This is a genomic window from Mycolicibacterium sp. P4_G11 (assembly GCF_056555145.1).
In genome coordinates this window covers 203,176-225,621 of record NZ_JBFUJW010000013.1, presented here as the reverse complement: position 1 = coordinate 225,621, position 22,446 = coordinate 203,176, and the positions used below count along the sequence as shown (strand labels likewise).

The 22,446-nt window shown below is 65.5% G+C and carries 21 protein-coding genes; 9 read left to right on the top strand and 12 right to left on the bottom strand.

What is annotated here, in order from left to right:
- The first annotated feature begins 236 nt into the window (after positions 1 to 236).
- A complete protein-coding gene (locus AC1U2B_RS25670; protein WP_480219010.1) occupies positions 237 to 2,390 on the top strand; it encodes a P-loop NTPase fold protein in 2,154 nt (717 codons plus the stop codon).
- Between the two features lie 244 nt (positions 2,391 to 2,634).
- Here AC1U2B_RS25670 and AC1U2B_RS25665 read toward each other — a convergent pair whose 3' ends face one another.
- A complete protein-coding gene (locus AC1U2B_RS25665; protein WP_480219009.1) occupies positions 2,635 to 3,177 on the bottom strand; it encodes a GNAT family N-acetyltransferase in 543 nt (180 codons plus the stop codon).
- A 121-nt stretch (positions 3,178 to 3,298) separates the two neighbouring features.
- Between AC1U2B_RS25665 and AC1U2B_RS25660 the strand changes: the two genes are divergently transcribed.
- Positions 3,299 to 5,248 carry a glycosyltransferase gene (locus tag AC1U2B_RS25660; RefSeq protein WP_480219008.1) on the top strand — a complete coding sequence of 650 codons (1,950 nt, stop codon included), beginning with the start codon at positions 3,299 to 3,301 and terminating at the stop codon, positions 5,246 to 5,248.
- A gap of 128 nt (positions 5,249 to 5,376) precedes the next feature.
- Positions 5,377 to 6,231 carry an alpha/beta fold hydrolase gene (locus AC1U2B_RS25655; RefSeq protein ID WP_480219007.1) on the top strand — a complete coding sequence of 285 codons (855 nt, stop codon included), beginning with the start codon at positions 5,377 to 5,379 and terminating at the stop codon, positions 6,229 to 6,231.
- A gap of 143 nt (positions 6,232 to 6,374) precedes the next feature.
- On the opposite strand, the gene AC1U2B_RS25650 is transcribed toward AC1U2B_RS25655, so the two are convergent.
- Both AC1U2B_RS25650 and AC1U2B_RS25645 read right to left on the bottom strand, forming a co-directional pair.
- The gene (locus AC1U2B_RS25650) at positions 6,375 to 6,791 is read right to left on the bottom strand and encodes a hypothetical protein (RefSeq protein WP_480219006.1); all 417 of its coding nucleotides are present in this window, start codon (positions 6,789 to 6,791) and stop codon (positions 6,375 to 6,377) included.
- Positions 6,792 to 7,302: 511 nt separating this feature from the next.
- A complete protein-coding gene (locus AC1U2B_RS25645; protein WP_480219005.1) occupies positions 7,303 to 7,782 on the bottom strand; it encodes a hypothetical protein in 480 nt (159 codons plus the stop codon).
- A gap of 521 nt (positions 7,783 to 8,303) precedes the next feature.
- Here AC1U2B_RS25645 and mraY point away from each other — a divergent pair.
- The 4 genes from mraY to AC1U2B_RS25625 all read left to right on the top strand — a co-directional run bounded on the left by mraY (position 8,304) and on the right by AC1U2B_RS25625 (position 12,695).
- Positions 8,304 to 9,383, top strand: coding sequence for a phospho-N-acetylmuramoyl-pentapeptide-transferase (mraY, locus tag AC1U2B_RS25640; RefSeq protein ID WP_480219004.1), 1,080 nt, complete (start codon positions 8,304 to 8,306; stop codon positions 9,381 to 9,383).
- A gap of 35 nt (positions 9,384 to 9,418) precedes the next feature.
- Positions 9,419 to 10,657, top strand: a complete 1,239-nt coding sequence (locus tag AC1U2B_RS25635; protein WP_480219003.1) for an MFS transporter — start codon at positions 9,419 to 9,421, stop codon at positions 10,655 to 10,657.
- Positions 10,654 to 11,241 carry a P-loop NTPase family protein gene (locus tag AC1U2B_RS25630; protein ID WP_480219002.1) on the top strand — a complete coding sequence of 196 codons (588 nt, stop codon included), beginning with the start codon at positions 10,654 to 10,656 and terminating at the stop codon, positions 11,239 to 11,241. Before AC1U2B_RS25635 ends, AC1U2B_RS25630 begins: the two co-directional genes overlap by 4 nt.
- A 392-nt stretch (positions 11,242 to 11,633) precedes the next feature.
- Positions 11,634 to 12,695, top strand: a complete 1,062-nt coding sequence (locus AC1U2B_RS25625) for an NAD(P)H-dependent amine dehydrogenase family protein (protein ID WP_480219001.1) — start codon at positions 11,634 to 11,636, stop codon at positions 12,693 to 12,695.
- 11 nt (positions 12,696 to 12,706) lie between these two features.
- Here the strand turns inward: AC1U2B_RS25625 and AC1U2B_RS25620 are convergent, their stop codons facing one another.
- The 9 genes from AC1U2B_RS25620 to AC1U2B_RS25580 form a co-directional block, all read right to left on the bottom strand.
- Positions 12,707 to 12,910, bottom strand: a complete 204-nt coding sequence (locus AC1U2B_RS25620; protein ID WP_480219000.1) for a hypothetical protein — start codon at positions 12,908 to 12,910, stop codon at positions 12,707 to 12,709.
- 181 nt (positions 12,911 to 13,091) lie between these two features.
- On the bottom strand, positions 13,092 to 13,946 hold the full coding sequence (locus AC1U2B_RS25615; RefSeq protein ID WP_480218999.1) for a DegV family protein: 855 nt from the start codon (positions 13,944 to 13,946) through the stop codon (positions 13,092 to 13,094).
- A gap of 2 nt (positions 13,947 to 13,948) precedes the next feature.
- Positions 13,949 to 14,686, bottom strand: coding sequence for a diglucosylglycerate octanoyltransferase (gene octT, locus AC1U2B_RS25610; protein ID WP_043394225.1), 738 nt, complete (start codon positions 14,684 to 14,686; stop codon positions 13,949 to 13,951).
- Complete coding sequence (gene gpgP / locus AC1U2B_RS25605; RefSeq protein ID WP_480218998.1) at positions 14,676 to 15,344, bottom strand: glucosyl-3-phosphoglycerate phosphatase; 669 nt, start codon at positions 15,342 to 15,344, stop codon at positions 14,676 to 14,678. Before gpgP ends, octT begins: the two co-directional genes overlap by 11 nt.
- A complete protein-coding gene (gene rsfS, locus AC1U2B_RS25600; RefSeq protein WP_418002862.1) occupies positions 15,341 to 15,754 on the bottom strand; it encodes a ribosome silencing factor in 414 nt (137 codons plus the stop codon). The genes gpgP and rsfS overlap by 4 nt, the downstream gene beginning before the upstream one ends.
- Positions 15,751 to 16,365, bottom strand: a complete 615-nt coding sequence (gene nadD / locus AC1U2B_RS25595) for a nicotinate-nucleotide adenylyltransferase (RefSeq protein ID WP_318259802.1) — start codon at positions 16,363 to 16,365, stop codon at positions 15,751 to 15,753. Before nadD ends, rsfS begins: the two co-directional genes overlap by 4 nt.
- 70 nt (positions 16,366 to 16,435) lie before the next feature.
- The gene (locus tag AC1U2B_RS25590; RefSeq protein WP_043394233.1) at positions 16,436 to 17,881 is read right to left on the bottom strand and encodes a vWA domain-containing protein; all 1,446 of its coding nucleotides are present in this window, start codon (positions 17,879 to 17,881) and stop codon (positions 16,436 to 16,438) included.
- Between the two features lie 10 nt (positions 17,882 to 17,891).
- On the bottom strand, positions 17,892 to 18,773 hold the full coding sequence (locus AC1U2B_RS25585; RefSeq protein ID WP_043394622.1) for an AAA family ATPase: 882 nt from the start codon (positions 18,771 to 18,773) through the stop codon (positions 17,892 to 17,894).
- Positions 18,774 to 18,784: 11 nt separating this feature from the next.
- Positions 18,785 to 20,032 (bottom strand): glutamate-5-semialdehyde dehydrogenase, encoded by a 1,248-nt coding sequence (locus AC1U2B_RS25580; protein ID WP_043394234.1) that lies wholly within the window; start codon positions 20,030 to 20,032, stop codon positions 18,785 to 18,787.
- Between the two features lie 56 nt (positions 20,033 to 20,088).
- Here AC1U2B_RS25580 and AC1U2B_RS25575 point away from each other — a divergent pair, with 56 nt between their 5' ends.
- Together AC1U2B_RS25575 and AC1U2B_RS25570 are read left to right on the top strand one after the other, a co-directional pair.
- Complete coding sequence (locus AC1U2B_RS25575; RefSeq protein WP_480218997.1) at positions 20,089 to 20,949, top strand: ribokinase; 861 nt, start codon at positions 20,089 to 20,091, stop codon at positions 20,947 to 20,949.
- Positions 20,950 to 21,014: 65 nt separating this feature from the next.
- The gene (locus AC1U2B_RS25570; protein WP_480218996.1) at positions 21,015 to 22,265 is read left to right on the top strand and encodes a cytochrome P450; all 1,251 of its coding nucleotides are present in this window, start codon (positions 21,015 to 21,017) and stop codon (positions 22,263 to 22,265) included.
- Positions 22,266 to 22,446 lie beyond the last annotated feature (181 nt).

The following is a 22,446-nucleotide window of genomic DNA, read 5'->3' as shown; positions in this document are numbered from 1 at the left end:
GTACGCAGCCAGCGTCATCGTTGGCTTGCACAGTCGAGTAGTGACCTACGCATGTGCCACGGGGCCGCCGAAGCGACGATGGGTTCGGTATTCCATCCGTCGCAGCGGGGTCAAGCGTGCAGGCACTGACCCCGAATGCATCCAACGGTAGGCGGTGCTCCGCGATGACTCACTCAGTTCAAACCTCCGATGCCGGCCAGACCCCGCAGCACAGTGATGCCCCCCAGCACAGCGACATGTCCGCGAGCGCGGCAGTCCCGCCGGACCCTCGGCAGTTACGAGGGCAGCCCAGAGACGAACGCATCTTCTACGACGAATTGGTCCGCGTTGTCGACGGCAGCGCCGTGCCCCAGGTCGTGAAAAACCGCATCTACGACGAGTACTCGAGAGATCGAACCGGTTTCGCGCAGTGGCTCATGGCGAATACCAGCGCCCCTCGTGCACCGCAACGGTCCTCGCGGCGCACTGTGACGCACGTTGTGCGTGCGCTCCTGCTGGGACTGGCCGCCCTTCTGTTGGTTTCATTTTCAGCGACCGCGATAGACGGAATTGTCACCGGCAACTTCCGAGCCGCCACCCTGGTCGCGGCGGGAGTCTCATTGAGTGGTTGGCTATTGCTCGCCTGGGTCATCCGCAAGCGACGGCTTTCTATGTCGTCGATCTCGTCGCGGCTGAACGACTCACAAGACACAGAGGCTCGGTATCGCGATATCACCAGGATTCAGATCACCGAATACCTGAATGTCCTGTGGAACAAGCTCCACGCGGAATCACTTGCGGCCGAGGAGGAGAAGCGTCGCCGGGCCGAAGAAGAGTCCGCAGAAGTGGTGCTGTCGACGACAGAAGCGCCACGGCTCGTCGAGTTGGAGAGTCAGGATCCGGTCCGTGTCAGGGCCTTACGAGATCTGGACGAATTCATCAGGTCACACGTGACGTCCGCCATCGGAATCAGCGGACCTCGTGGCATCGGTAAGACGACCATCATGCGGGTGCTGTGCACGCGCCATCAAAACCATTGTGTGGGTGTGTATGTGCCGGCGCCGGTCAAGTACTCGCCGGCCGACTTCGTGCGGACGATCCATCAGCGCACGGCCGAAGAGATTCTTCAGGCCCACGGCGCAACGCGGCCCGAGCCACTATTGGCGCAGCGAAACCGCGTGCTATCCGTTCGAGTGATTGCCGCGATAGGGCTATTGGTCTGCGCCGCAGCCGTTTTCCTCCTCGAAGGCAACGTCTCGCTGAGTTGGCGGCAGGTGGAGCGATGGGGACTGGTCGCGGTGGCTATCGCGCTGGCGACCGTCTTGTTCCTGTCCTACAACACACTGCGGGTGCAGCGGCGCCGCGACAAGAGTCCCGTATCACTCGCCCGGGCAGAGCTGGAGCGGCTCGCCTGGAGCACCAGGACACAGACGTCGTCGAAGAATGCGTTGGCATTGCGCGGGCTGTCTCTCGAGGACAGCAGCATGACCGAACTGGTCGAACGGGAGGTTTCACATCTGCAGCGGGTGGACGCATTCCAGAAGTTCGCGGCGCTCTATCGCACGGTGAGTGACCGCACCATCGTCGTCGCCGTCGACGAGCTGGACAAGATCTCAACCCCGGAGGAAGCGATCGACGTGATCAACGGTCTGAAAGATCTGATGCACAGCGAAGGCATACATTTTCTGGTCTCCGTCTCCGAAGACGCCCTCGCGAGGTTCGCACTACGCGGCATCCCGTTGCGCGATGCGTTCGACTCGACCTTCGACGCGATCGCAGAGGTCGATCGGTTCAGCGTCGAGGACGCCAGCGAGCTGCTTGAGCGCCGGGTCGTGGGAATGCCGCAGGTGCTCGCCTATTACTGCCACGCACTCAGTGGTGGCATTCCGCGTGACCTCATCCGATTCAGCCGCCATTGCGTCGATGTCGGGCGTCAGACGCCGACAAGCACACCGACGTCGACTGTCGTCGCCGCGGTCGCTCGAGACCATGTCACGGGCCTGCTGAATGGCGGTGCGATCCGCGCACGACAGGACCGGTCGGATCACCTCCGATCTCTACTGGAAGTGCGAGACGCCGTACACAACGCGCCCGACGAGGCCCTGTTCGGACTGCTTGATCAGGCGGCGACGTTCTTGTGGAAGGAGCGGGTGCCCGACGAACGATTTGATCTCGTCCCCGCCCTGCCGGTGGTGTTGGGAGTCATCAGCGCAGCCGGCTGTTACTTCGGCCGTAGCTGGACGGCGGCGTCGTGGCGAGCAGAAGTTGCGAGCGGCAACGCGAAGCGAGTAACCAATGGCGCCGCTGCGTGCATGGCCGAGGCCAGTGTTGACACGACAGTCGCCATCGAGCACTTGGACTCGTTGCGGCAATCGCTGCGGCTAACGCCCCTCGACATGGCTGTTCGCTGATTGTGTCGCTGCCCTGACTGTCGCCACGGCGAGTGGGGCGGGACGGACAGCACGTGTCGAGATGCAACGAAGATTGACAAGACATGCCTGACTACTTTGGCAAAAGTCGGGCGTGCCGCGGGAGCCTGTCAATCTATCTTGCAAAAGCCGAGGTCAAGGTAGTCCATGTCGGACCGGTCAGAAGCGCGGCAAACGTATGGGAATCCGTTGCTTCGGCGAGGAGCGAGGCCGAGACGGGATCTGGTCAGCCTCGATGAGACAGCGGATGATCTGTGATTTGCAGTGCCCGTTGATAGCGCACTTCGTGAACGAGATGGTTACCGATGGAGTCGGTGCGTTGTGTGCCGTCGAAGCACCACCCCGTCGATTCGTAGAAGCGACGGGCACGGTCGTTCCCCGATAGAACCCACAGTGAGGCCATTTCATAGCCGAGACCACGCATGTACGCGCAACCAGCGGTCATGAGGCGGCATCCGATCCCGCCGCCCCACCTGGGCGGGTCGACGTAGATCGCCCAGATCTCTCCACCGCCTTGCAGATCCGCATCTCGGCAACGACCCGTGGTGACGTGACCGCAGATCGTGTCGCCGTCGACAGCGACCTGGGTGAAAGGACCTTGGGGGTTCATCTGTTCGAAGGCATACCGACGAGCCCTGTCTTCGGGTCGCAAGGCATCAAGGTAAGAAGCCGGAAGCAGGCCGCGGTAGCCGACTTGCCATGACCGCACGTGGGCCTCCGCAACAGCCATCGCGTCCGCAGCTACGGCTTCCCTGATGTTGACGGGCATGGGCAATCGTGACAGCACGGCTGCACTGGAATCAAAGGAATTTCATCGTTGAGACAGAACCTGATCTGTCTTGTTTCTCTAGAAACGAGAATTATTTGGCGGTGGTGGTCTAATCGCGGGTATGTCTGAGCTGGTTTTCGCAGATGTCTCGTCGGGCGCGTTGGAGGCCGGGCAGTCACGGGCGGTCAGCCCACTGGCCCGCGTCATCCTGCCGCGCCCGGGTGAGCCGCTCGACGTTCGCAAGGTCTATATAGAGGAATCGGAGACCAACGCGCGGCGGGCCCACGCGCCCACCCGGACGACGTTGGAGATCGGCGCCGAGTCCGAGGTCTCGTTCGCGACGTACTTCAACGCGTTCCCTGCCAGCTACTGGCGGCGCTGGTCGATCCTGGAATCGGTCGTGCTGCGCGTCGAGTTGACCGGCAGTGCCCGCGTCGACGTCTACCGCTCCAAGTCCACCGGCGCCCGGATCACCGTCGGCGGCGCCCCGATCCACAGCGCGACCGAGGGTGAGCCCGCGGTGCTCGAGTTCGAGATCGAGCTGACCCCGTTCGAGGACGGCGGCTGGATCTGGTTCGACATCACCACCGACGCGAAGTCCACGCTGCACCAGGCAGGCTGGTACGCGCCGATCGCCGCGCCCGGGAGGGCGAACATCGCCGTCGGCATCCCGACGTTCAACCGGCCGTCGGACGCCGTCAACGCACTCGCCGCACTGACCTCGGACCCCGCGGTCGACGAGGTGATCAGCGCCGTCATCGTCTCGGATCAGGGCACCAACAAGGCCAAGGATCATCCCGGGTTCGACGCTGCCGCGGCCCCGCTCGGCAATCGGCTGTCCATTCACAATCAGCCCAACCTCGGCGGGTCCGGCGGCTACAGCCGGGTCATGTACGAGGCGCTGAAGAACACCGACTGCGAACAGATCCTGTTCATGGACGACGACGTCCGCGTTGAACCCGACTCGATCCTGCGGGCGCTGGCATTCAACCGGTTCGCGAAGGTGCCCACGCTCGTCGGCGGCCAGATGCTCAACCTGCAGGAGCCCTCGCACCTGCACGTGATGGGTGAGATGGTCGACTCCGAGAACTTCATGTGGTCGGGAGCGGTCAACACCGAATACGACCACAACTTCGCCAAGTACCGGCTCAGTGACGAGGATGAGTACCGCAGCAGGCTCCTGCACCGTCGTATCGATGTCGACTTCAACGGCTGGTGGATGTGCATGATCCCGCGCCAGGTCGCCGAGGAGTTGGGTCAGCCGCTGCCGCTGTTCATCAAGTGGGACGACGTCGAATACGGGTTGCGCGCCGGGGAACACGGCTATCCGACGGTGACGCTGCCCGGTGCGGCGATCTGGCACATGGCCTGGAGTGACAAGGACGACGCCATCGACTGGCAGGCGTACTTCCACCTGCGCAACCGGCTCGTCGTCGCGGCCATGCACTGGGACGGCAACATTCGCGGACTGGTGGCCAGCCACTTCAAGGCGACGATCAAACACCTTATCTGCCTCGAGTATTCGACCGTCGCCATCCAGAACAAGGCGATGGACGATTTCCTGGCCGGGCCCGACCACATCTTCTCGATCCTGGAGTCCGCGTTACCCGACGTCCGCAGGTTGCGCGCACAGTACCCGGACGCGGTGGTGCTGGAGAGCGCGACGGCGCTGCCCGCGCCGTCGGACAAGAAGTGGCGCAGGAAGGTCACCATCCCGACCAACCCGCTGGCGATCGCGACTCGGCTGAGCCGCGGTGTCGTGCACCAGCTCAAGGCGCACGACCCCATCCATCACCAGCGTCCGCAGATCAACGTCGCGACGCAGGACGCGCGGTGGTTCTCGCTCTGCAAGGTCGACGGGGTGACCGTGACAACCGCCGACGGGCGCGGCGTGGTCTACCGTCAGCGCGACCGGGCCAAAATGTTCGCCCTGCTGCGCGAATCAGTCGGGCTCAGCATCCGTGTCAGCACCGCATTTCCAAGGATGCGCCGCACCTACCGCCACGCCCGACCTCGCCTCACAAGCCCCAATACCTGGCAGCAGGTTCTCGAGGCCAGCAAGCCCGTCTAGCTGAGACAAGTTCTGAGTCGGTCCACATTCTCTACAAATGAGACTGAGTGTCTTCGGCGCGCTACCTGCGCAATCGGTCGCTACTGACAGAATCGATCGGCGACTACGAAACGACGGGAGCTCTGCGGATGGCAACCGCCCCAACACCGACACTGGTGAACGCTCTTGATGGCACCACCCCGGTCTGGACCGTCGGCACACCAGAGTCGGACGCAGCGGTGGTATTTCTCCACGGCGTCCCCGGACCAGGCAGTGAGTGGAAGCCACTGCTCAGCGAGATCGGTACGTTCACCCGCGCCATCGCGCCCGATCTACCGGGATTCGGAAGCGCCACTACCCCAGAGGGTTTCACCTACACCTCAGACGAGTACGCCGCATTTATCGCGAACCTCCTCGACGACTTAGGTATCGCGACCGCGCACCTCGTCCTCCACGACTTCGGTGGTCCCTGGGGGCTGACCTGGGCTGCCCGCCATCCTGAGCGATTCGCCAGCGCCACCCTCATCAACACCGGCGCCTGGATCGATTATCGCTGGCATTTCGCAGCTCGCCTCTACCGCGCACCGGTGGTCGGGGAAATCTCGATGGCCACCGCCACCTACCGATCCTTCGCCTCACTCATGCGATACCGCTCCCGCCGACCGCTACCCGAGGCCTCGATACGCGCGATGTGGGACACCATGACCCCTACCACCCGTAAAACAGTTCTGCGCCTCTACCGCGCTATGCCCGATCCCGCCGGAGACGCTGGTGTCCTCGCCGCTGCGTTGCGTCCACTCGATCGCCCAGCGTTGGTGATCTGGGGTGCCACCGACTGGGGTCTTCCTGTCGCCCTCGCCGAACGCCAGCGCGAAGCTTTTCCTGGTGCTGACATCCACGTGCTTTCCGACTCCGGGCACTACCCACAATTCGATGATCCCGACCGTGTCAGTTCATTGGTGGTGCCATTCCTGCGCGCACGCGCGGCGGCCCCGAGGGACTGATCCGCGCGGCCTGAGATCAGAACTGATTCATCCCGTTTCTTTACATACGAGACACACCCCTACATGCCGAGCAAGAAGGTTCCAGGATTCGCCGTGTTTCGGCGCCCAGCCGCTGCCACCGTTGTTTCGACAGTCCCGAACGATTAGGTGGGTGCTAGGACTTGGGTGCCGTTCAGCATGGCTTGTGAATCACGTTGATAAATCGGGTCGTTGGGTTGGGTGGTCACACAGGTGACGGCCACGGTGTACAGCTTGGCGCCGACTGTGGGGGCAACAACGAGGGCGGTCACGGTTTGAGTGGGACCGCCTAGTGCCGCATCCACTGTGTAGTTGAGGGTGACGGCGGGGTACCCGCATACGACGGTGTTCTGCTGGCTCTTGAGCTGGGGGTTGGTGCGGTTCTTGGTAAGGGCCTTGTAGCTGCCGTCGAGCAGAAGTTGTGGCGTCTTTTGATTCGTCGAGTCCCCGACCACGGCAGTGAGCGCTGGCGCGTAGTTCCCGTGCTGAAGGCTTATGTTGCGCAGCACGATGGGTGCAGCGGCGTTGGTCAGCTCGGGCACAGAGTCCCATGAGGGCGGCTGCGGTACTCGGACGCCGGGGCTGTCCGCTGTTGGCGGGGCAGTGGCCCAGCGGTCCGCAGTCGCCGCCGGACAGGTGCCCGCGGCGGGATTGCTGGGCGGTGACGACACATTCCGTGTGGGTTGGCCGCACGAAGCCAAAGCCAACACCACCAGCGCGATGCTGGCGCCACGTACTGCAGACCGCGGGTGAGATTTCATGATTGACGATCCTTCCTAAATGTCCTCAATGGTGATGTGACTGACCGCCGGTAATACCTCGACATCGAGCAACCTGCCCTCGGTGTCAACGATCTCTGAAAATTGAAATTGACCCTCTGCGGATCGATCTCGGGAGTTGACCCACCCAGTGAGGTGTCGGGGCGTCTGTGTCGACTCCAATGGGCCCGGTCGGACGGTTCGAAGTGGCCCCAGCTGTTCTGGTGATTGCAGCCTCCGGTCGTTCGTCCGGAGCGGCAACCTACTTGAGATCAATCCGCGCGGAAAACACCGATCACGAGATGGACCCCACATCAGTTTCTAGGCCCTTAGACGATTGCGGGACCAGGATATTGACCTCGTCAGCGTCCTCTGGTGGCTTGGCGTAGATCCGAATCCTTGTTGGTCCGGCTTGGGCAAGCTGAGCGAGACCGCCACCGTCGCCGGGTTCATCGGTCAACGTTTGATTGATCGCGAGTTGCGGAGGGTCGGTAATGATGAGGTCGCGGTCAAAGATGAGCGTTCCCATACCGGTTGGGTCTGCGCCACGGTAGACCCGGACGTGAACGTTCTGGTTTCGGGACAGCGCTTCGTCGGTCGTCATGGTGTGCACCAGCACGCCGTAGTCGTTGTATGTGGTGACGCTGCCGTCGGCGCGTGGACCTCCGGGAGGGTCGACGGTCGACCAGGACGCTGCGTCGCGAATTTCGATGCAGTGGTAGTCCGGGAACACCTCGACATCGAGCAACGGCTCATTCGGTGTGGGGTCACCCATGTGTTTTCGATCCTGTTGTCGCGCTGACTATTAGCGTGGCCACCAATGTGATGGCTAACTGTGCCCAGTGTCGAATACCCCACAACGGCCGGTCGCCCGGCACATAGTCCCTCACGACGAATCCCCCCTACTTGCACCAGAATCGGCGTTCGGCAGCAATGACGAACTCTTGCAAGGGGTAGTCGGGAACCACGCCTGAGACCGAACGTCAGCGAACAGTGATCTCCCGCACAGTGAACGAAGGGATCTGCTGCACAAGCGCTTCGCCGATCACGCAGTCGAGATCGCCGACCGAGTCATCGACCAAACCACTGGATCAAGGCAGAGCTAACAAGCCCTTCCACATCACCTCAAGCGAGACAGCATCTGATCACTCCCGTTTCTCTAGAAACGGGAGTCAACGGACGTCGATTGCGGTGAGGTCGCAGAAGGCTCCGCCATACTGGCCCGGTGGGGACTAGGGGTTCAATGCAGTTTAGTTGCCGTCGATCGGACTGCGCGCGAGAAGCCTGCACGGGCCTATGAGGCAGATAATCCTCGCCGCAGGCTTGGCGTTGGCGGTCGCCATTCTGCTGACTCCCGTGTTGATCCGGCTGTTCACCCGGCGGGGGCTGGGCCAGCCGATCCGCGACGAGGCCCCGGAAAGCCACCAGCGTAAATGGGGCACGCCGACGATGGGCGGCCTGGCGATCCTCACCGCGATCTGGGCAAGCTACCTGACCACCACCCTGCTCGGGCTCGCATTCGGTGGTGAGGGGCCGACGGCATCGGGGCTGCTCGTCCTCGGACTCGCCACCGCGCTGGGTGCGGTCGGCTTCACCGACGACTACGTCAAGTTGCGACGCGCACGCAACCTCGGATTGAACAAGCGGGCCAAGAGTGTCGGCCAGCTCGTCGCGGCAGTCCTGTTCGGCGTGCTTGCGCTCCAGTTCCGCAACGCCGACGGTCTCACTCCCGGCAGCGCCAACTTGTCCTACGTCCGCGAAATCGCCGCATTCACAATGCCGCCCGTGGTGTTCGTGCTCTTCTGCATCGTCGTCGTCTCGGCATGGTCGAATGCCGTCAACCTCACTGACGGCCTGGACGGGCTCGCCGCAGGTGCCATGGCGATGGTGGCCGCCGTTTACGTGCTCATCACTGTCTGGCAGTTCCGAAACGCGTGTGCCCTCACTCCGGGACCCGGCTGCTATCACGTTCGGGACCCGCTAGATCTGGCCCTCGTTGCCGCGGCGACTGCCGGCGCCTGCATTGGGTTTCTCTGGTGGAATGCCGCACCCGCCAAGATCATCATGGGTGACACGGGCTCGCTGGCGCTGGGCGGCATCATCGCCGGATTGTCGGTGACCAGCCGCACCGAAATCCTGGCCGTCATCCTGGGCGCCCTGTTCGTCGCCGAGGTGTCCTCGGTCGTCATCCAGGTCATTTCGTTCCGCACCACCGGCCGACGAGTCTTCCGAAATTCCCCAATCCATCACCATTTCGAGCTGATCGGCTGGCCAGAGACCACACTGACCATTCGGTTCTGGCTGATCACCGCTATCGCGTGCGGCCTTGGAATTGCGCTCTTCTACAGCGAATGGCTGACGGCCGTCGGTGTCTGAATCCGAGCCGAGAGCGTGGCGTGCGAGGTGAGTCGATGACGGACGCTCTCGCTTCAGCCCCTCGCTCTTCGTTCATTCGGTACTGGGCAGCCGCCACGATCAGCTCGTTCGGCTCGGCGGTCACAGCGGTTGCGATGCCCGTGCTCGTGGTCCAACTACTTGGCGCGACCCCGTTTGAGGTCGGCGTCGTGAACGCGGCTCAATTCGTGCCCTACACCGTGTTCGGTTTCGTTGCCGGCGCATACACCGATCGGTGGAGACGAAAGCCGGTTTTGGTGTGGGCCAGCGTCGGGCGGGCACTGTCTCTGGGCGCGATTCCTGTCCTGTGGCTGATTGGTCACTTGCAGATATGGATGCTGGTTATCGCGCTGCTCGCGTTTGGTGCATTCTCAGTATTCGGATTCGCTGCCACTCAATCACTGCTGCCGCGCCTCGTGCCCCGGACGCGATTGGTCGCAGCGAACGCACGCCTGGACCAAGCTGATTCGGCCGCGCAGACGCTCGGACCAGCCATCGGCGGCGGCCTCGTCGGAATGTGTGGTGCCCCGGTGGCCATCGTCATCGACGCGGTCAGTTATCTCGTCGATGCTGCATTCAATGCGAGCATCCGCGTCCACGAACCCCGACCCGGCTCCCCCACGCGCGACCTCCGCCAAGAGATCTATGACGGTCTCCGGTGGACGTACCGCCACCGCGCCCTGGGCCCGTTGGCTTTGTCGACGCACATCTGGTTTTTCGCCAATGGTGCTGCGGTGACGGTGCTTTCGCTTCTTGCATTGCGCACGCTGGGATTGACTGCCTATGTGTTCGGGACGCTGCTGGCAGTTTTCGGTATCACCAGCCTGATCGGCGCATCCTTGGCACCGGCGTTCGGTGATCGGTTTGGATCAGGGCGGGTGGTCATCTCCGCACGCGTCGCCTACCCCGTCGCATGGCTGCTCATCACTCTTGCTCCCGCGACCGCTGGGGGCGAAGTGCTCTTGTTCGCCGCGTTGGGCGTTCTAGGATTTGCTGCTGGCATCGAGAACGCGAACGAGATGGGCTATTGGCAGGCACTCACACCCGACGAACTACTGGGTCGAGTCAACGCCACCAGAAGGTCGGTCAACCAGTCGATGGCTGCCTTGGGAGCCCTCATCGGCGGCCTCGGCGTTGGGCTGATCGGTGAGCGACACACCCTTGCAATAGCGATCGTCAGTTTCGTGACCGCCGCACTCGCCGTTGCGATATCGCCGCTGCGGCAGAAGGCCGACCACTTTGACGAAGAACGATGACCGTGCTCGGCCCGGAGGACTCCCTCCCGCACACCACCGCACGCATCCTGGTTACCGGCGCTTCCGGTGCAGGCAAAAGCACTCTGCGCGACACGATCAGCACTGCCTTGCGGCTTCCCACCGTGGAGATCGATTCGCTGCACCATGGACCCCACTGGACGCCACGGCCCAGCTTCGCCGCTGAGGTCGAGCAGTTCACCGCGGGACCGCGCTGGGTCATCGAATGGCAGTACTCGGAAGTGCGGGCCCTGCTGCTCGACCGCGCCGACACCCTCATCTGGCTAGACCACAACCGATGGACCGTCACCCAACGAGTCGTACGCCGCACAGTTCGACGACGCCGACACCGCACTGAACTATGGAATGGCAACTACGAGCCGCCGCTACGCACGATCTTCACCGACCGCGACCACATCGTTCGATGGTCCTGGCGCACCCACCGCCAACGCCAACACGAAGCACTCGCCGTAGCCGACCGAACAACTGGTCCTCTCGTCGTGCGCCTCGTCGGACAACGCCAAGTCGACGCTTGGGTACGAGGACCACTCCAAACACTGGCCGACCAAGCGCCACAGCCTGAATGACCGGTCTTCACGGGACAGGATCCTTCGCCGTCCAGATTCTCTACATTCGAGGCAAAGCACGACAGCTGGCATTCGGGGAGGAACCAGCATCAGCGAGACCAATGGACGCGACAGTAACTGGACGAGCGGCCTTTTTGAAGGTACCGCCTGGCATTACGCGCGCTTTCGTCCCAACTACCCAGCAGTCGTTATCAACGACCTGGTCCAGCAACTGCGCTTAGACGGCACCGGCCGTCTGCTCGACCTCGGCTGTGGGACCGGTCAACTCACATTGCCAATCTGCCCTGCATCTCGACAGCATGAGTCGTCCAGCCACCGGGACCCTCGAAGCCGGGTAGACACCTGCGGCATAGTGTCTAGCGAAAGCGCACAGCCCCAACGAGGAGGCCTCCATGACCGGCACACCGAATGAAGCCCGCCCACTCCGCGTCATCCAGTGGACCACCGGCAATATCGGCAAGCGGTCCCTGCACGCGATCATCGCCCGTGACGACATGGAGCTGGTCGGCGTCTACGCGTACGGTGCCGAGAAGGTCGGCGTCGACGCCGCCGAGCTGGCCGGCTGGCCCGAACCCACCGGCATCAAGGCCACCAATGACATCGAGGAGCTCGTCGCCCTCAAGCCCGACGCCTGCTGCTACAACCCGATCTGGCCCAGCGTGGACGAGCTGGTCCGGCTGCTCGAGTCCGGCATCAACGTCTGTTCCACCGCGGCCTGGATCACCGGTGGCAAGCAGTCCCCAGAGGACCTGGCGCGCATCCAGAAAGCCTGCGAGGCAGGCAATTCCACGATCTTCGGCAGCGGCGCGCACCCCGGCCTGACGAACATGATGGGCATGGTGCTGTCCAGCGCGTGCGAGAGCGTCGACGAAATCCGCATCACCGAGTCGGTCGACTGCGGCGTCTACGAATCGGCCGGCACCATGGCCGCGATGGGCTTCGGCAAGGACCCCGAGACACCGGGCCTGGCCGAGAGCGTGCGCCTGGAGAGCGAGGTGTTCGCCGAATCAGCCGCGATGATGGCCGACGCCATCGGCGCCGAGCTGGACCGGATCGACTTCGACGTCACATTCACCGCGGCCGACGAGGACTCCGACCTAGGTTTCATGCAGATCCCGAAAGGCACCGTCGCCAGTGTCTACGGGTATCACCGCGGCTGGGTCGGCGACAAGAATGTCGTCAGCGTCGGCTTCAACTGGATCATGGGCAACCACGTCACGCCGCCGAAGCCGGTGGCACACGGCCACGTGATCCAGGTGTTCGGTGTGCCCAACATGCGCACCGTGGTGTACTGCCTGCCGTCGAAGGACTGGAGCGAGGTGAGCCTGAACGGCCTGGGCATGATCTACACCGCGCTGCCGGCGACCAACGCAGTGCCGGCAGTGGTGGCCGCCGCGCCGGGCATCCTCACGCTCAAAGATCTGCCGCCGGTCACCGGACGGTTCGCCGGCTAGTCCAAAAGCACTCACAGCCGGTACATTTCGCGTGCCATCAGTGCATCCTCGATGTAGTCGGCGTGCGTGTGGTACGAGGGCTTCGCAGGGTGCTCTTCGGCCAGCCAATGCACCGCCTGGCTGATGGCCTGCTCCGTGTTGGCCAACCACTGGGGTGTGGTCGGCGCGTGCACGGTCAGGGCGTGGGTCCAGCCGAAGTTCAGGGTGTTGCTCATGATCGTCGCCTTTCAATGGGTTCCGCGGCGATGAGGTGCCGCGCTCACATTCAGCGTGCGGCGACAGCGACGCCAGAGCGCGAGTAGGCGAGTACCCGAAAACGAAAGGGCGGCGCCGTCGCCAATCCGCGTAGTCGGGTGCGGCCGCCCCGGTGGTCTTCCCGGACGCGTTCGAACCGGGTCACTGACCCGGGTGGCGCGACTCCTCGGTGTTGACGATCACGCCGACGGCCCCGGAGCCGACGTGCACTGCCAGCACCGGCCCCATGTCGGTCACCACGAGTGAATCGACCTGGGGCAGACGGGAAGTCAGCGCGGCGCCGATCGACGCGGCGTCATCGTGATTGTCGACGTGGTGCACGGCGATCGATGCGGGCCGGTCACCGACCAGGGCAACCACCCGCTCGATCATCGCGGCATGCGCTTTGGCCACGGTCCGAATCCGCTGATCCAGCACCAGCCGGCCATCAATATCCAACTGCAGCAACGGCTTCAGCGACAACGCGGTGCCCAGCCAGGAGGCGGCCGTGCCGATCCGGCCACTGCGGCGCAGGTTGTCCAGCCGATGCACGACGATGAATCCGTGCTGCCGGCCCGATTCCGAACGCGCCCCCGCCTCAACGGCATCCAGGTCGGCACCGGACGCCGCGGCCCGGGCCGCGGCCAGTGCGACGAACCCGACGCCCATGGCAGCTGACCGCGAATTGATCACGCGCACAGCAGGACCCAACTCGCGGCCCACTGCCGCGGCGGAACTGAACGTGCTCGACAGGCCGGCCGACAAATGCACCGCCACCACGCCATCGCCGCCGCTGTCGGCCAGGGCTTGCTGGTAGACGTCCATCAGATCCGCGGGCGACGCGCCCGAGGTGGACACGTGCGACCGGTCCTGGATGTCCTGCGGGATCGGATCGACCCCGTCCTGGTAATCGATGCCGTCCTGCAGCACGTGCAGCGAGACCACCCGAATATCCCAGCGCTTCAACTCTTCTGGATCAAGCCGGGCCGACGAATCGGTGACCACCACCACGGTCATGACTAGTCGTCAGTCCGCTGCGACACCACACCGGCCTCGGCCAGCCCCTTGAGCATGAGCTCGGCGACCGCACGATGCGCCTCGAAGTTCCAATGGATGCCGTCCGGATTCGCCCGGCCCGACATCACCTCGTCACCGACGGCGGCTTTCAGGTCGACGACCGGAACCTGGTGTGCGTCAGCCCAATCGGTGATCGCCGACACGGTGGCGTCGCGCCACCGGTGCGAGTTGCCGTAGGTCTCCGCGATGTGCACCGACGGGATCGTCGCCACGAACGGAATGCCTGGACGGTTGAAATCGATTGCCGCGCGGGTCTCTTCGAGGTATTCGGCGGTCAGGTGCGCGGGCAACGCGGGCCGCGCGATCGGCGACAGCCGGGGCTGCACCCAGCCATAGCCGTCCCGCACGATGCGACGCAGCCACGGCGGGCGCACGTAGCGGATCAGTTCCCGCAGCGCCGTCGGCAACGGCGACGGCAGCGAGTCCATACCGCTGGTCGCGAAGATCACGGCGCCGGCCTTGGGCAGCGCCGCCCACGACCGCGGATCCTGGGTCGCGGCCCACCACACGTCGCGGCAGGTCCAGCCGATCCGGCCGATCAGTTCCAGGTCCCAACCAAGTTGGGAGGCAACGATATTCGGCCAGATGCGCGGATCGTCGGACGGCAGACCGCCGGTCGGGCCGTAGTAGGACAGCGAGTCACAGAAGACGAGCAGTACGGGCCGAGTGTCAGAGGACATCATTGGCCACCTGAGCCGAGGCGTTCCACACGTCCAGACGCCACTTCACGGGGTCGTCGTCCGCCAGCCCGGCACTGTGCCCGGACAGCTGCACCCAGCTGGCGTTGCCCATGCCGCCGAGCACCGGCCAGTTGTCCACCGGCAGGTCCAGCAGGGCCGCGGTCAGCGCCGCGATCAGGCCGCCGTGCGCGACGAGCACAACCGGGCGGTCGACCTCGTCGACACCCCACTCGGGCAGATTGCGGAGCTGCTCGGCCACCACCGGCAGGCTACGGTTCGCCACGTCGACCCGGCTCTCGCCGTTGTGCGGCGCCCAGCGGGCGTCATCACGCCAGGCCAGCCGCGCACCGGGCGCGATGGCATCGACTTCGTGGTGGGTCAGGCCCTGCCAGTCCCCCAGGTGCGTCTCGCGCAGCCGCTCGTCGACCGACACCGACATGCCGGCCTGGTCGCCCAGCGTCGTCGCGGTGTCGAGAGCTCGGCGCAGATCAGAGGAGACGATCACCAGCGGCTGACGCTTTGCCAGCACCTCGGCCGCCGCCACCGCCTGCGCCCGGCCCAGATCGCTGAGGTCGGTGTCGAGCTGGCCCTGCATCCGGCTGGTGGCGTTGTACTCCGTCTGGCCGTGACGCAGCAGCAGGAGGCGACGGTTCCTCACTCGCCGTCCTCGTCGGACGCGTCGTCACCGTCCGGGTTCACCGGAAGCTCACCGTCCAGATCGACCTCGATGGCCGGGCAGTCCCGCCACAGCCGGTCCAGCGCGTAGTACTCGCGCTCTTCCTGGTGCTGGATGTGCACCACGATGTCGACGTAGTCGAGCAGCACCCAGCGGCCCTCGCGGGCGCCTTCGCGACGCGCCGGCTTGTGCCCTGCCCAGCGCATCTTCTCCTCGACCTCGTCGACGATGGCGTTGACCTGGCGGTCGTTGGACGCCGAGGCGATGACGAAGTAGTCGGTGATGACCAACTGCTCCGACACGTCGATGACGCTGATGTTCTCGCCGAGCTTGGCTGACGCCGCGCGGGCGGCGACCGTCGCCATGCTGAGGGCTTCGGGGGTGGCGGTCATGAGTTCTCCTGCTTGTTCGTGGCCTGATAAAGCCCACGTTTGGATACGTATTGGACGACGCCGTCGGGCACCAGGTACCAGATGGGCCGGTTGGCGTGGGCGCGGCGACGGCAGTCGCTCGACGAGATGGCCAGCGCGGGCACCTCGACCAGGCTCAGGGCGTCGGGCGGCAGTTCTTTCTGCGCGTCCTCGATGTGCTTGCCGTCGAGCTCGTAGCCGGGCCGGCTGACCCCGATGAACCGGGCGGTGGAGAACAGCTCCTCCCAGTTCTGCCAGGACAGGATCGAGGCGAGCGCGTCGGCGCCGGTGATGAAGAACAGGTCGGTGTCGGGGTTCTGCCTGGCCAGGTCCCGCAGGGTGTCCTTGGTGTAGGTTGGTCCGCCGCGGTCGATGTCGACGCGGCTGACCGAGAACCGCGGGTTGGCGGCCGTCGCGATGACCGTCATCAGGTACCGGTCCTCGGCGGCGGTGACGAGCCGGTCCCGCTTCTGCCAGGGCTGCCCGGTGGGTACGAACACCACTTCGTCGAGCTCGAACAGGTCGGCCACTTCACTGGCCGCGACGAGGTGCCCATGGTGGATGGGGTCAAACGTCCCACCCATCACTCCCAGCCTGCGTCGAGTCACGATTCGCCAGCTTACGGCAGTGTTCGGAGCCAACTCGGGGGCAGGACCTCGCCGACTAGACAGGCAGCAAGTTGTCGATCACCGACGCGAGCTGCTTGGCGGACCGGCATTCGTGCATGGTGATGACGTCCTGGTACTTGGCGGTGGCCGAGTCGCCGCTGCCCCACAGGTGCTTGGGCTCGGGGTTGAGCCAGTGCGCGTGGCGGCTGGCGCTCACCATGTGCGCCAGCAGGTCGGCCTGCGGGTTGCGGTAGTTGTTGCGGCCGTCGCCGAGCACCAGCAGGGCCGTGCGCGGCGAAAGCGCGTTGGGCCACTTGTCCAGGAACGAGACGAAGGCGTGCCCGTAGTCGGAGTGCCCGTCCCGGGTGTACACGGCGGCCTCGCGGGTGATCTTCTGCACCGCGACGGCGAGGTCGGCGTCGGGCCCGAACAGCTCGGTGACCTCATCGGTGGTGTCGATGAAGGCGAAGACCCGCACGCGCGAGAACTGCTGGCGCAGGGCATGCACCAGCATCAGGGTGAAGTGGCTGAAGCCCGCCACCGAGCCGGACACGTCGCACAGCACCACCAGCTCGGGGCGGGCCGGGTGCGGCTTCTTGAGGACGACGTCGATGGGCACGCCGCCGGTCGACATCGACTTGCGCAGTGTCTTGCGCAGGTCGATCTGGCCGGAGTGGGAGCGACGGCGGCGCGCCGCCAGTCGGGTGGCCAGCGTACGAGCCAGGGGCGCAACGACATTGCGCATCTGGCGCAGTTGTTCGCCTGACGCCCTGAGGAATTCGACGTTCTCGGCCAGCTGCGGGATGCCGTAGGTCTGCACGTGATCGCGGCCGATCTGCTCAGCGGTGCGCCGCTTGGTCTCGGATTCGACCATGTGCCGCAGCTGCGAAATACGCTTGGCAGCAATCGCTTTGGCGATCTGTTCCTGAGTGGGTGAGGGCTCGTCACCGTACGGCGCGAGCAGGCCGGCCAGCAGCTTGCCTTCCAGCTGGTCCAGCCCCATGGCCTTGAGCGCCTGATACGACGAGTAGGACGGGCCGCGGCTGGAGTTGTACTTGCCGTAGGCGTCGACGATCTGCGCGATCATCGCCATCAGCCGGTCGTCGAGGCTGGCCATGTCGGCGTCCGAGAGCAGGTCGATCAGTGCCGATCGCATCGCCTCGACATCCTCGGGCGGTATCCGGTCGGGCCGGTTCTCCGGGTCCTCATCGTCGTCGAGTTCCAGCACCGCCCGATCCCCCATGGCCGCGGGGAACCAGAGGTCGAACAGTGCGTTGTAGGTCTCGCGGTGGTCGGGGCGGCGCAGCACCGCGCAGGCCAGGCCTTCGCGCAGCACCTTGCGGTCACCCAGGCCCAGAGTGGCCATCACCCGTCCGGCGTCGACGGTCTCCGACGGCCCGACGTTGATGCCCACCTTGCGCAGGGCTTCGACGAACCCCACCAGGTGGCCCGGAATACCTTGCGGGGCAAGCGGTTGCGCTGGGGTTCGTGCGACGGCCATGGCAGCTTCCCTAGTTCAGCTTCAGCTCGCCGGCGGCACGCACCTGGTCGGATTGGTGCTTGAGCACCACGCCCAGCGTGGCGGCGATCATGGCGTCGTCCAGGGTGTCCATGCCCAGCGCCAGCACCGTGCGGCCCCAGTCGATGGTCTCGGCGACCGACGGCAGCTTCTTGAGCTGCATGCCGCGCAGCACGCCGATGATCCGCACCAGCTCGTCGGCGATCTTCTCCGGCAGCTCGGGTACCCGGGACAGCAGGATGCGCCGCTCCAGGTCGGGGTCGGGGAAATCGATGTGCAGGAACAGGCAGCGGCGCTTGAGCGCCTCGGACAGCTCGCGGGTGGCGTTCGAGGTCAGCACCACCAGCGGGGTCTGCTTGGCCTTGATGGTGCCGAGTTCGGGCACGGTGACGGCGAAGTCGGACAGGATCTCCAGCAGCAGGCCTTCGATCTCGATGTCGGCCTTGTCGGTCTCGTCGATCAGCAGCACGGTGGGTTCGGTGCGCCGGATCGCCGTCAGCAGTGGACGGCTCAGCAGGAATTCCTCGCTGAACACATCCAGCTTGGTCTGGTCCCAGTCGCCGGACTGCTGACCGGACTGGATGCGCAGGATCTGCTTGGCGTGGTTCCACTCGTACAGCGCGCGGGCTTCGTCGACACCCTCGTAGCACTGCAGCCGCACCAGCTCCGAACCGGTGCACTGGGCGATGGCCCGGGCCAGCTCGGTCTTGCCGACACCGGCCGGTCCTTCGATCAGCAGCGGCTTGCCCAGCCGGTCGGCCAGGAAAACCGCTGTGGCCGTTGCGGTATCGGGCAGGTATCCGGTTTCGGCGAGTCGCTTGGCGACGTCATCGATGTCCGCGAACAGCGGCACCGAACGAGCAGGTGTACTCAAGTTCTTCTCCTCTACGCGGGCCGGGTCTGGCCGTCGCCCCACACGATCCATTTGGTGGATGTCAGTTCCGGCAGCCCCATCGGGCCGCGGGCGTGCAGCTTCTGGGTCGAGATGCCGATCTCGGCGCCGAAGCCGAACTGCTCTCCGTCGGTGAACGCCGTCGACGCGTTGACCATCACCGCGGCCGAGTCCACCTGGTCCGAGAAGCGCTGGGCCGCAGCAAGGTTGGTCGTGACGATCGCTTCGGTGTGCCCGGTGCCGTACTCGTTGACGTGCGCGATGGCGCCGTCCACTCCGTCCACCACGGCGACCGCCATGTCCAGCGACAGGAACTCGGCGCGCAGCTCGTCCTCGCTCGGATCGAGGTGCACCGTCACTCCGGCGTCCTGCAGTGCGGTGACCAAACGGGGCAGCGCGGTGTCGGCGATGGCCCGGTCCACCAGCAGCGTCTCGGCCGAGTTGCACACGCTGGGGCGACGGGTCTTGGAGTTCAGCAGGATGCGCTCGGCCATGTCGAGATCGGCGGCTTCATGGACGTAGACGTGGCAGTTGCCGACGCCCGTCTCGATGGTCGGCACGGTGGCGTCGCGCACCACGGCGTCGATCAAGCCGGCGCCGCCGCGCGGGATCACCACGTCGACCAGACCGCGGGCCTGGATCAGGTGGGTGACGCTGGCCCGGTCCTCGCTCGGCAGCAGCTGGACCGCGTCCTCGGGCAGGCCCTCGGCGGCCAGTGCGGACCGCAATGCGGTGACCAAGGCCTGGTTCGACCGGGCCGCGGACGAGCTGCCGCGCAGCAGCGCCGCGTTGCCGGACTTCAGGGCCAGACCGAAGGCGTCGACCGTCACGTTGGGCCGGCCCTCGTACACCATGCCGACGACGCCCAGCGGCACCCGCTGCTGGCGGATCTGCAGACCGTTGGGCAGGGTGCTGCCGCGCAGCACCTCACCGACCGGGTCGGGCAGGCCGGCGACCTGGCGCAGCCCGGCGGCGATGCCGTCGACCCGCTGCTTGTTCAGGGCCAAGCGGTCGATCATCGCTTCGGCGGTGCCGGCGGCGCGCGCGGCCTCGACGTCTTCGGCGTTGGCGGCCAGCACCGTGTCTGCCGCGGCCAGCAGGGCGTCGGCCGCGGCGTGCAGCGCGCGGTTCTTGGTTTCGGTGGTCAGTGTGGCCAGCGCACGGGATGCGACCCGGGCCCGCCGGGCTGCGTCATGTACCTGCTGGCGCAGATCGGTGTCCGTAGCTGCGTGCACACTCATTAACCCAGGGTAACGAGGTATCCGCGGTTCAGCCCGGTCGGGGCTACCGTGGCCGGGTGACTCGGATCACTGTGGTGGGCAGCGTGAACATGGACCTGGTGTTCGGTCTGGCCGACCTCCCGGAACCGGGGCAGACGGTGCTGGCGTCGTCGCTGCATTCGGAGCCCGGTGGCAAGGGCGGCAATCAGGCCGTCGCCGCCGCCCGGGCCGGTGCCGACGTCCAGCTGGTCGCCGCGCTCGGGACCGACGCCACCGGCGCCGTATTGCGAAAGCACCTGCAGGACAACGGTGTCGGCCTCGACGGCGTCGTCAGCCTGCCGACCCCCAGCGGCACCGCGGCGATCATGGTCGGCCGCAGCGCCGAGAACATGATCGTGGTGGCGCCGGGCGCCAACGCGCACCTGACCCTGGACTCACGGCAGATTCGTGCGGTGGTCGCCGACTGCGAGGTGCTGTTGCTGCAGCTGGAAATCCCGCCTTCCACTGCGTTGGCCGCGGCGCGGACGGCCAAGGCGAGCGGCGCGACGGTCATGCTCAACGCTTCTCCCGCAGGCACCGACCCGGGTGCGCTTGCCGAGCTGGCCGCCGCCACCGACGTGGTGATCGTCAACGAGACCGAAGCCGCACGATGGCATTGGCCCGTCCCACATCTGGTGATCACCCGCGGCGCCGACGGCGCGGTGCATCGCACGCCCGATGGCGAAACCCACATCACGGCACCCGAGGTCGAGGCGATCGACACGACCGGCGCCGGCGACGTCTTCGCCGGGGTGCTGGCCGCGGGCTGGCGTGCGGACCCCCGGCACGCCCTCCTGCGGGCCGTGACGGCCGGCGCGCTCGCCACGCTGACCGCGGGAGCCGGCGATTGCGCACCGTACGACGAGGCCATCGAGGACGCGCTGGGCTCGGCTCCATAACTTGCGCGCGGATATACGCCGATTAGCTGATGATGTGCCGGCCGCGTCGCCGGATAGTCGATGCCATGACCACCGCAAGCGGCATGCCGAGCGTCTTCGACGCCGGGCTCCCGACCATCGACTACGCCGGCGCGCAGAGCCCCGACGAGGCGCAGGCAGTCATCCGCGAGGCGCGGGAGCAAGCGCCGATCGCGATGGGTCCGCATGGACCTGAAGTGCTGACCTACGACCTCGCACACGAGGTGCTGCGGGACCCGCGTTTCCGGATCCCGCAGGGCATGTTCCTGGTGGCTCAGGGCATCACCTCTGGCCCCGTGTGGGATCGCGCCAGCGCATCGATCATCAGCATCGACGGCCCCGAACACACGCGTCTGCGTCGCCTGGTGGCGACCGCCTTCAGCCGGCGCGCGATCGACCGACTACGCGCGACAGTCGTCGACGTCGTGAGCGACCTGGTCGACCGCCAGGTCGCACGTGGGCACTGCGACGTGGTGACCGATATCGCGCGGCAGTACCCCACCCCGGTCATCTGCGCGCTGCTCGGTGCCCCAGCCGAGGACTGGGCACAGTTGTCCGACTGGGTAGACGACTTCATGCAGGCCTTCGACTGGCATGTCGCCGAGCACGAGGCCGCGATCCTGACCGCCTGGGACGCGCTCGACGCCTACATCGACGACATGGTCGCCCGGCGCCGCGACAACCTCACCGATGACCTGATCTCTGATCTCATCCGCGCAGAGGAGGACGGTGACCGGCTGAGCGCCGACGAACTGCGGATGCTCTCCACCGGCCTGCTGGCGGCCGGCACCGACACCACCCGCAACCAGGTCGCCGCGTCGGTGCAGGTCTTGTGTGAAAACCCCGAACAATGGGCTCTGCTGGGTGCACATCCCGACCTGGCCGACCGCGCCGTCGAAGAGACCATGCGCCACTCCCCGATCGTCATCAGTTCCCTGCGGATGGCCCGCGAAGATGTCGAACTCGCCGGAATGCTGATCCCGGCAGGGACTTTCATGCAAGTGAATACCGGCGCGGCCAACCGCGACCCCGCTGTGTACGACGACCCCGACCGCCTCGACATCACCCGTCAGGGCGCCCCAGCGATGCAGACCTTCGGTGCCGGTATGCACTATTGCCTGGGCGTGCACCTGGCCAAGATGGAGCTGGCCGAAGCGCTCGCCCTGATGACCCAGCGCATGCCCAACGCCCGCGTGACCGGGCCGGTCCCGTGGAAGCCGTTGCTGGGACTGAGCGGACCGATCACCCTGCCCATCGCGTTCGACCGTGTCGATCAGTCGTGGCGGGCGGCTTCCTAGCAACATCACAGTTCCATTCGACAGCGGTCCGGTCACAATCGGATCGTGCTGGCGGGTCGCGCTCGCGCTGACCGCCCGAGGGCAACCACGCACTCTTGGTCTAAGCATCCACGCGTACGCATGCGCTGATGGCGTACCCGGAGCCGCCACGCCACGCCCCGCGAATTACGCATCACGGCCG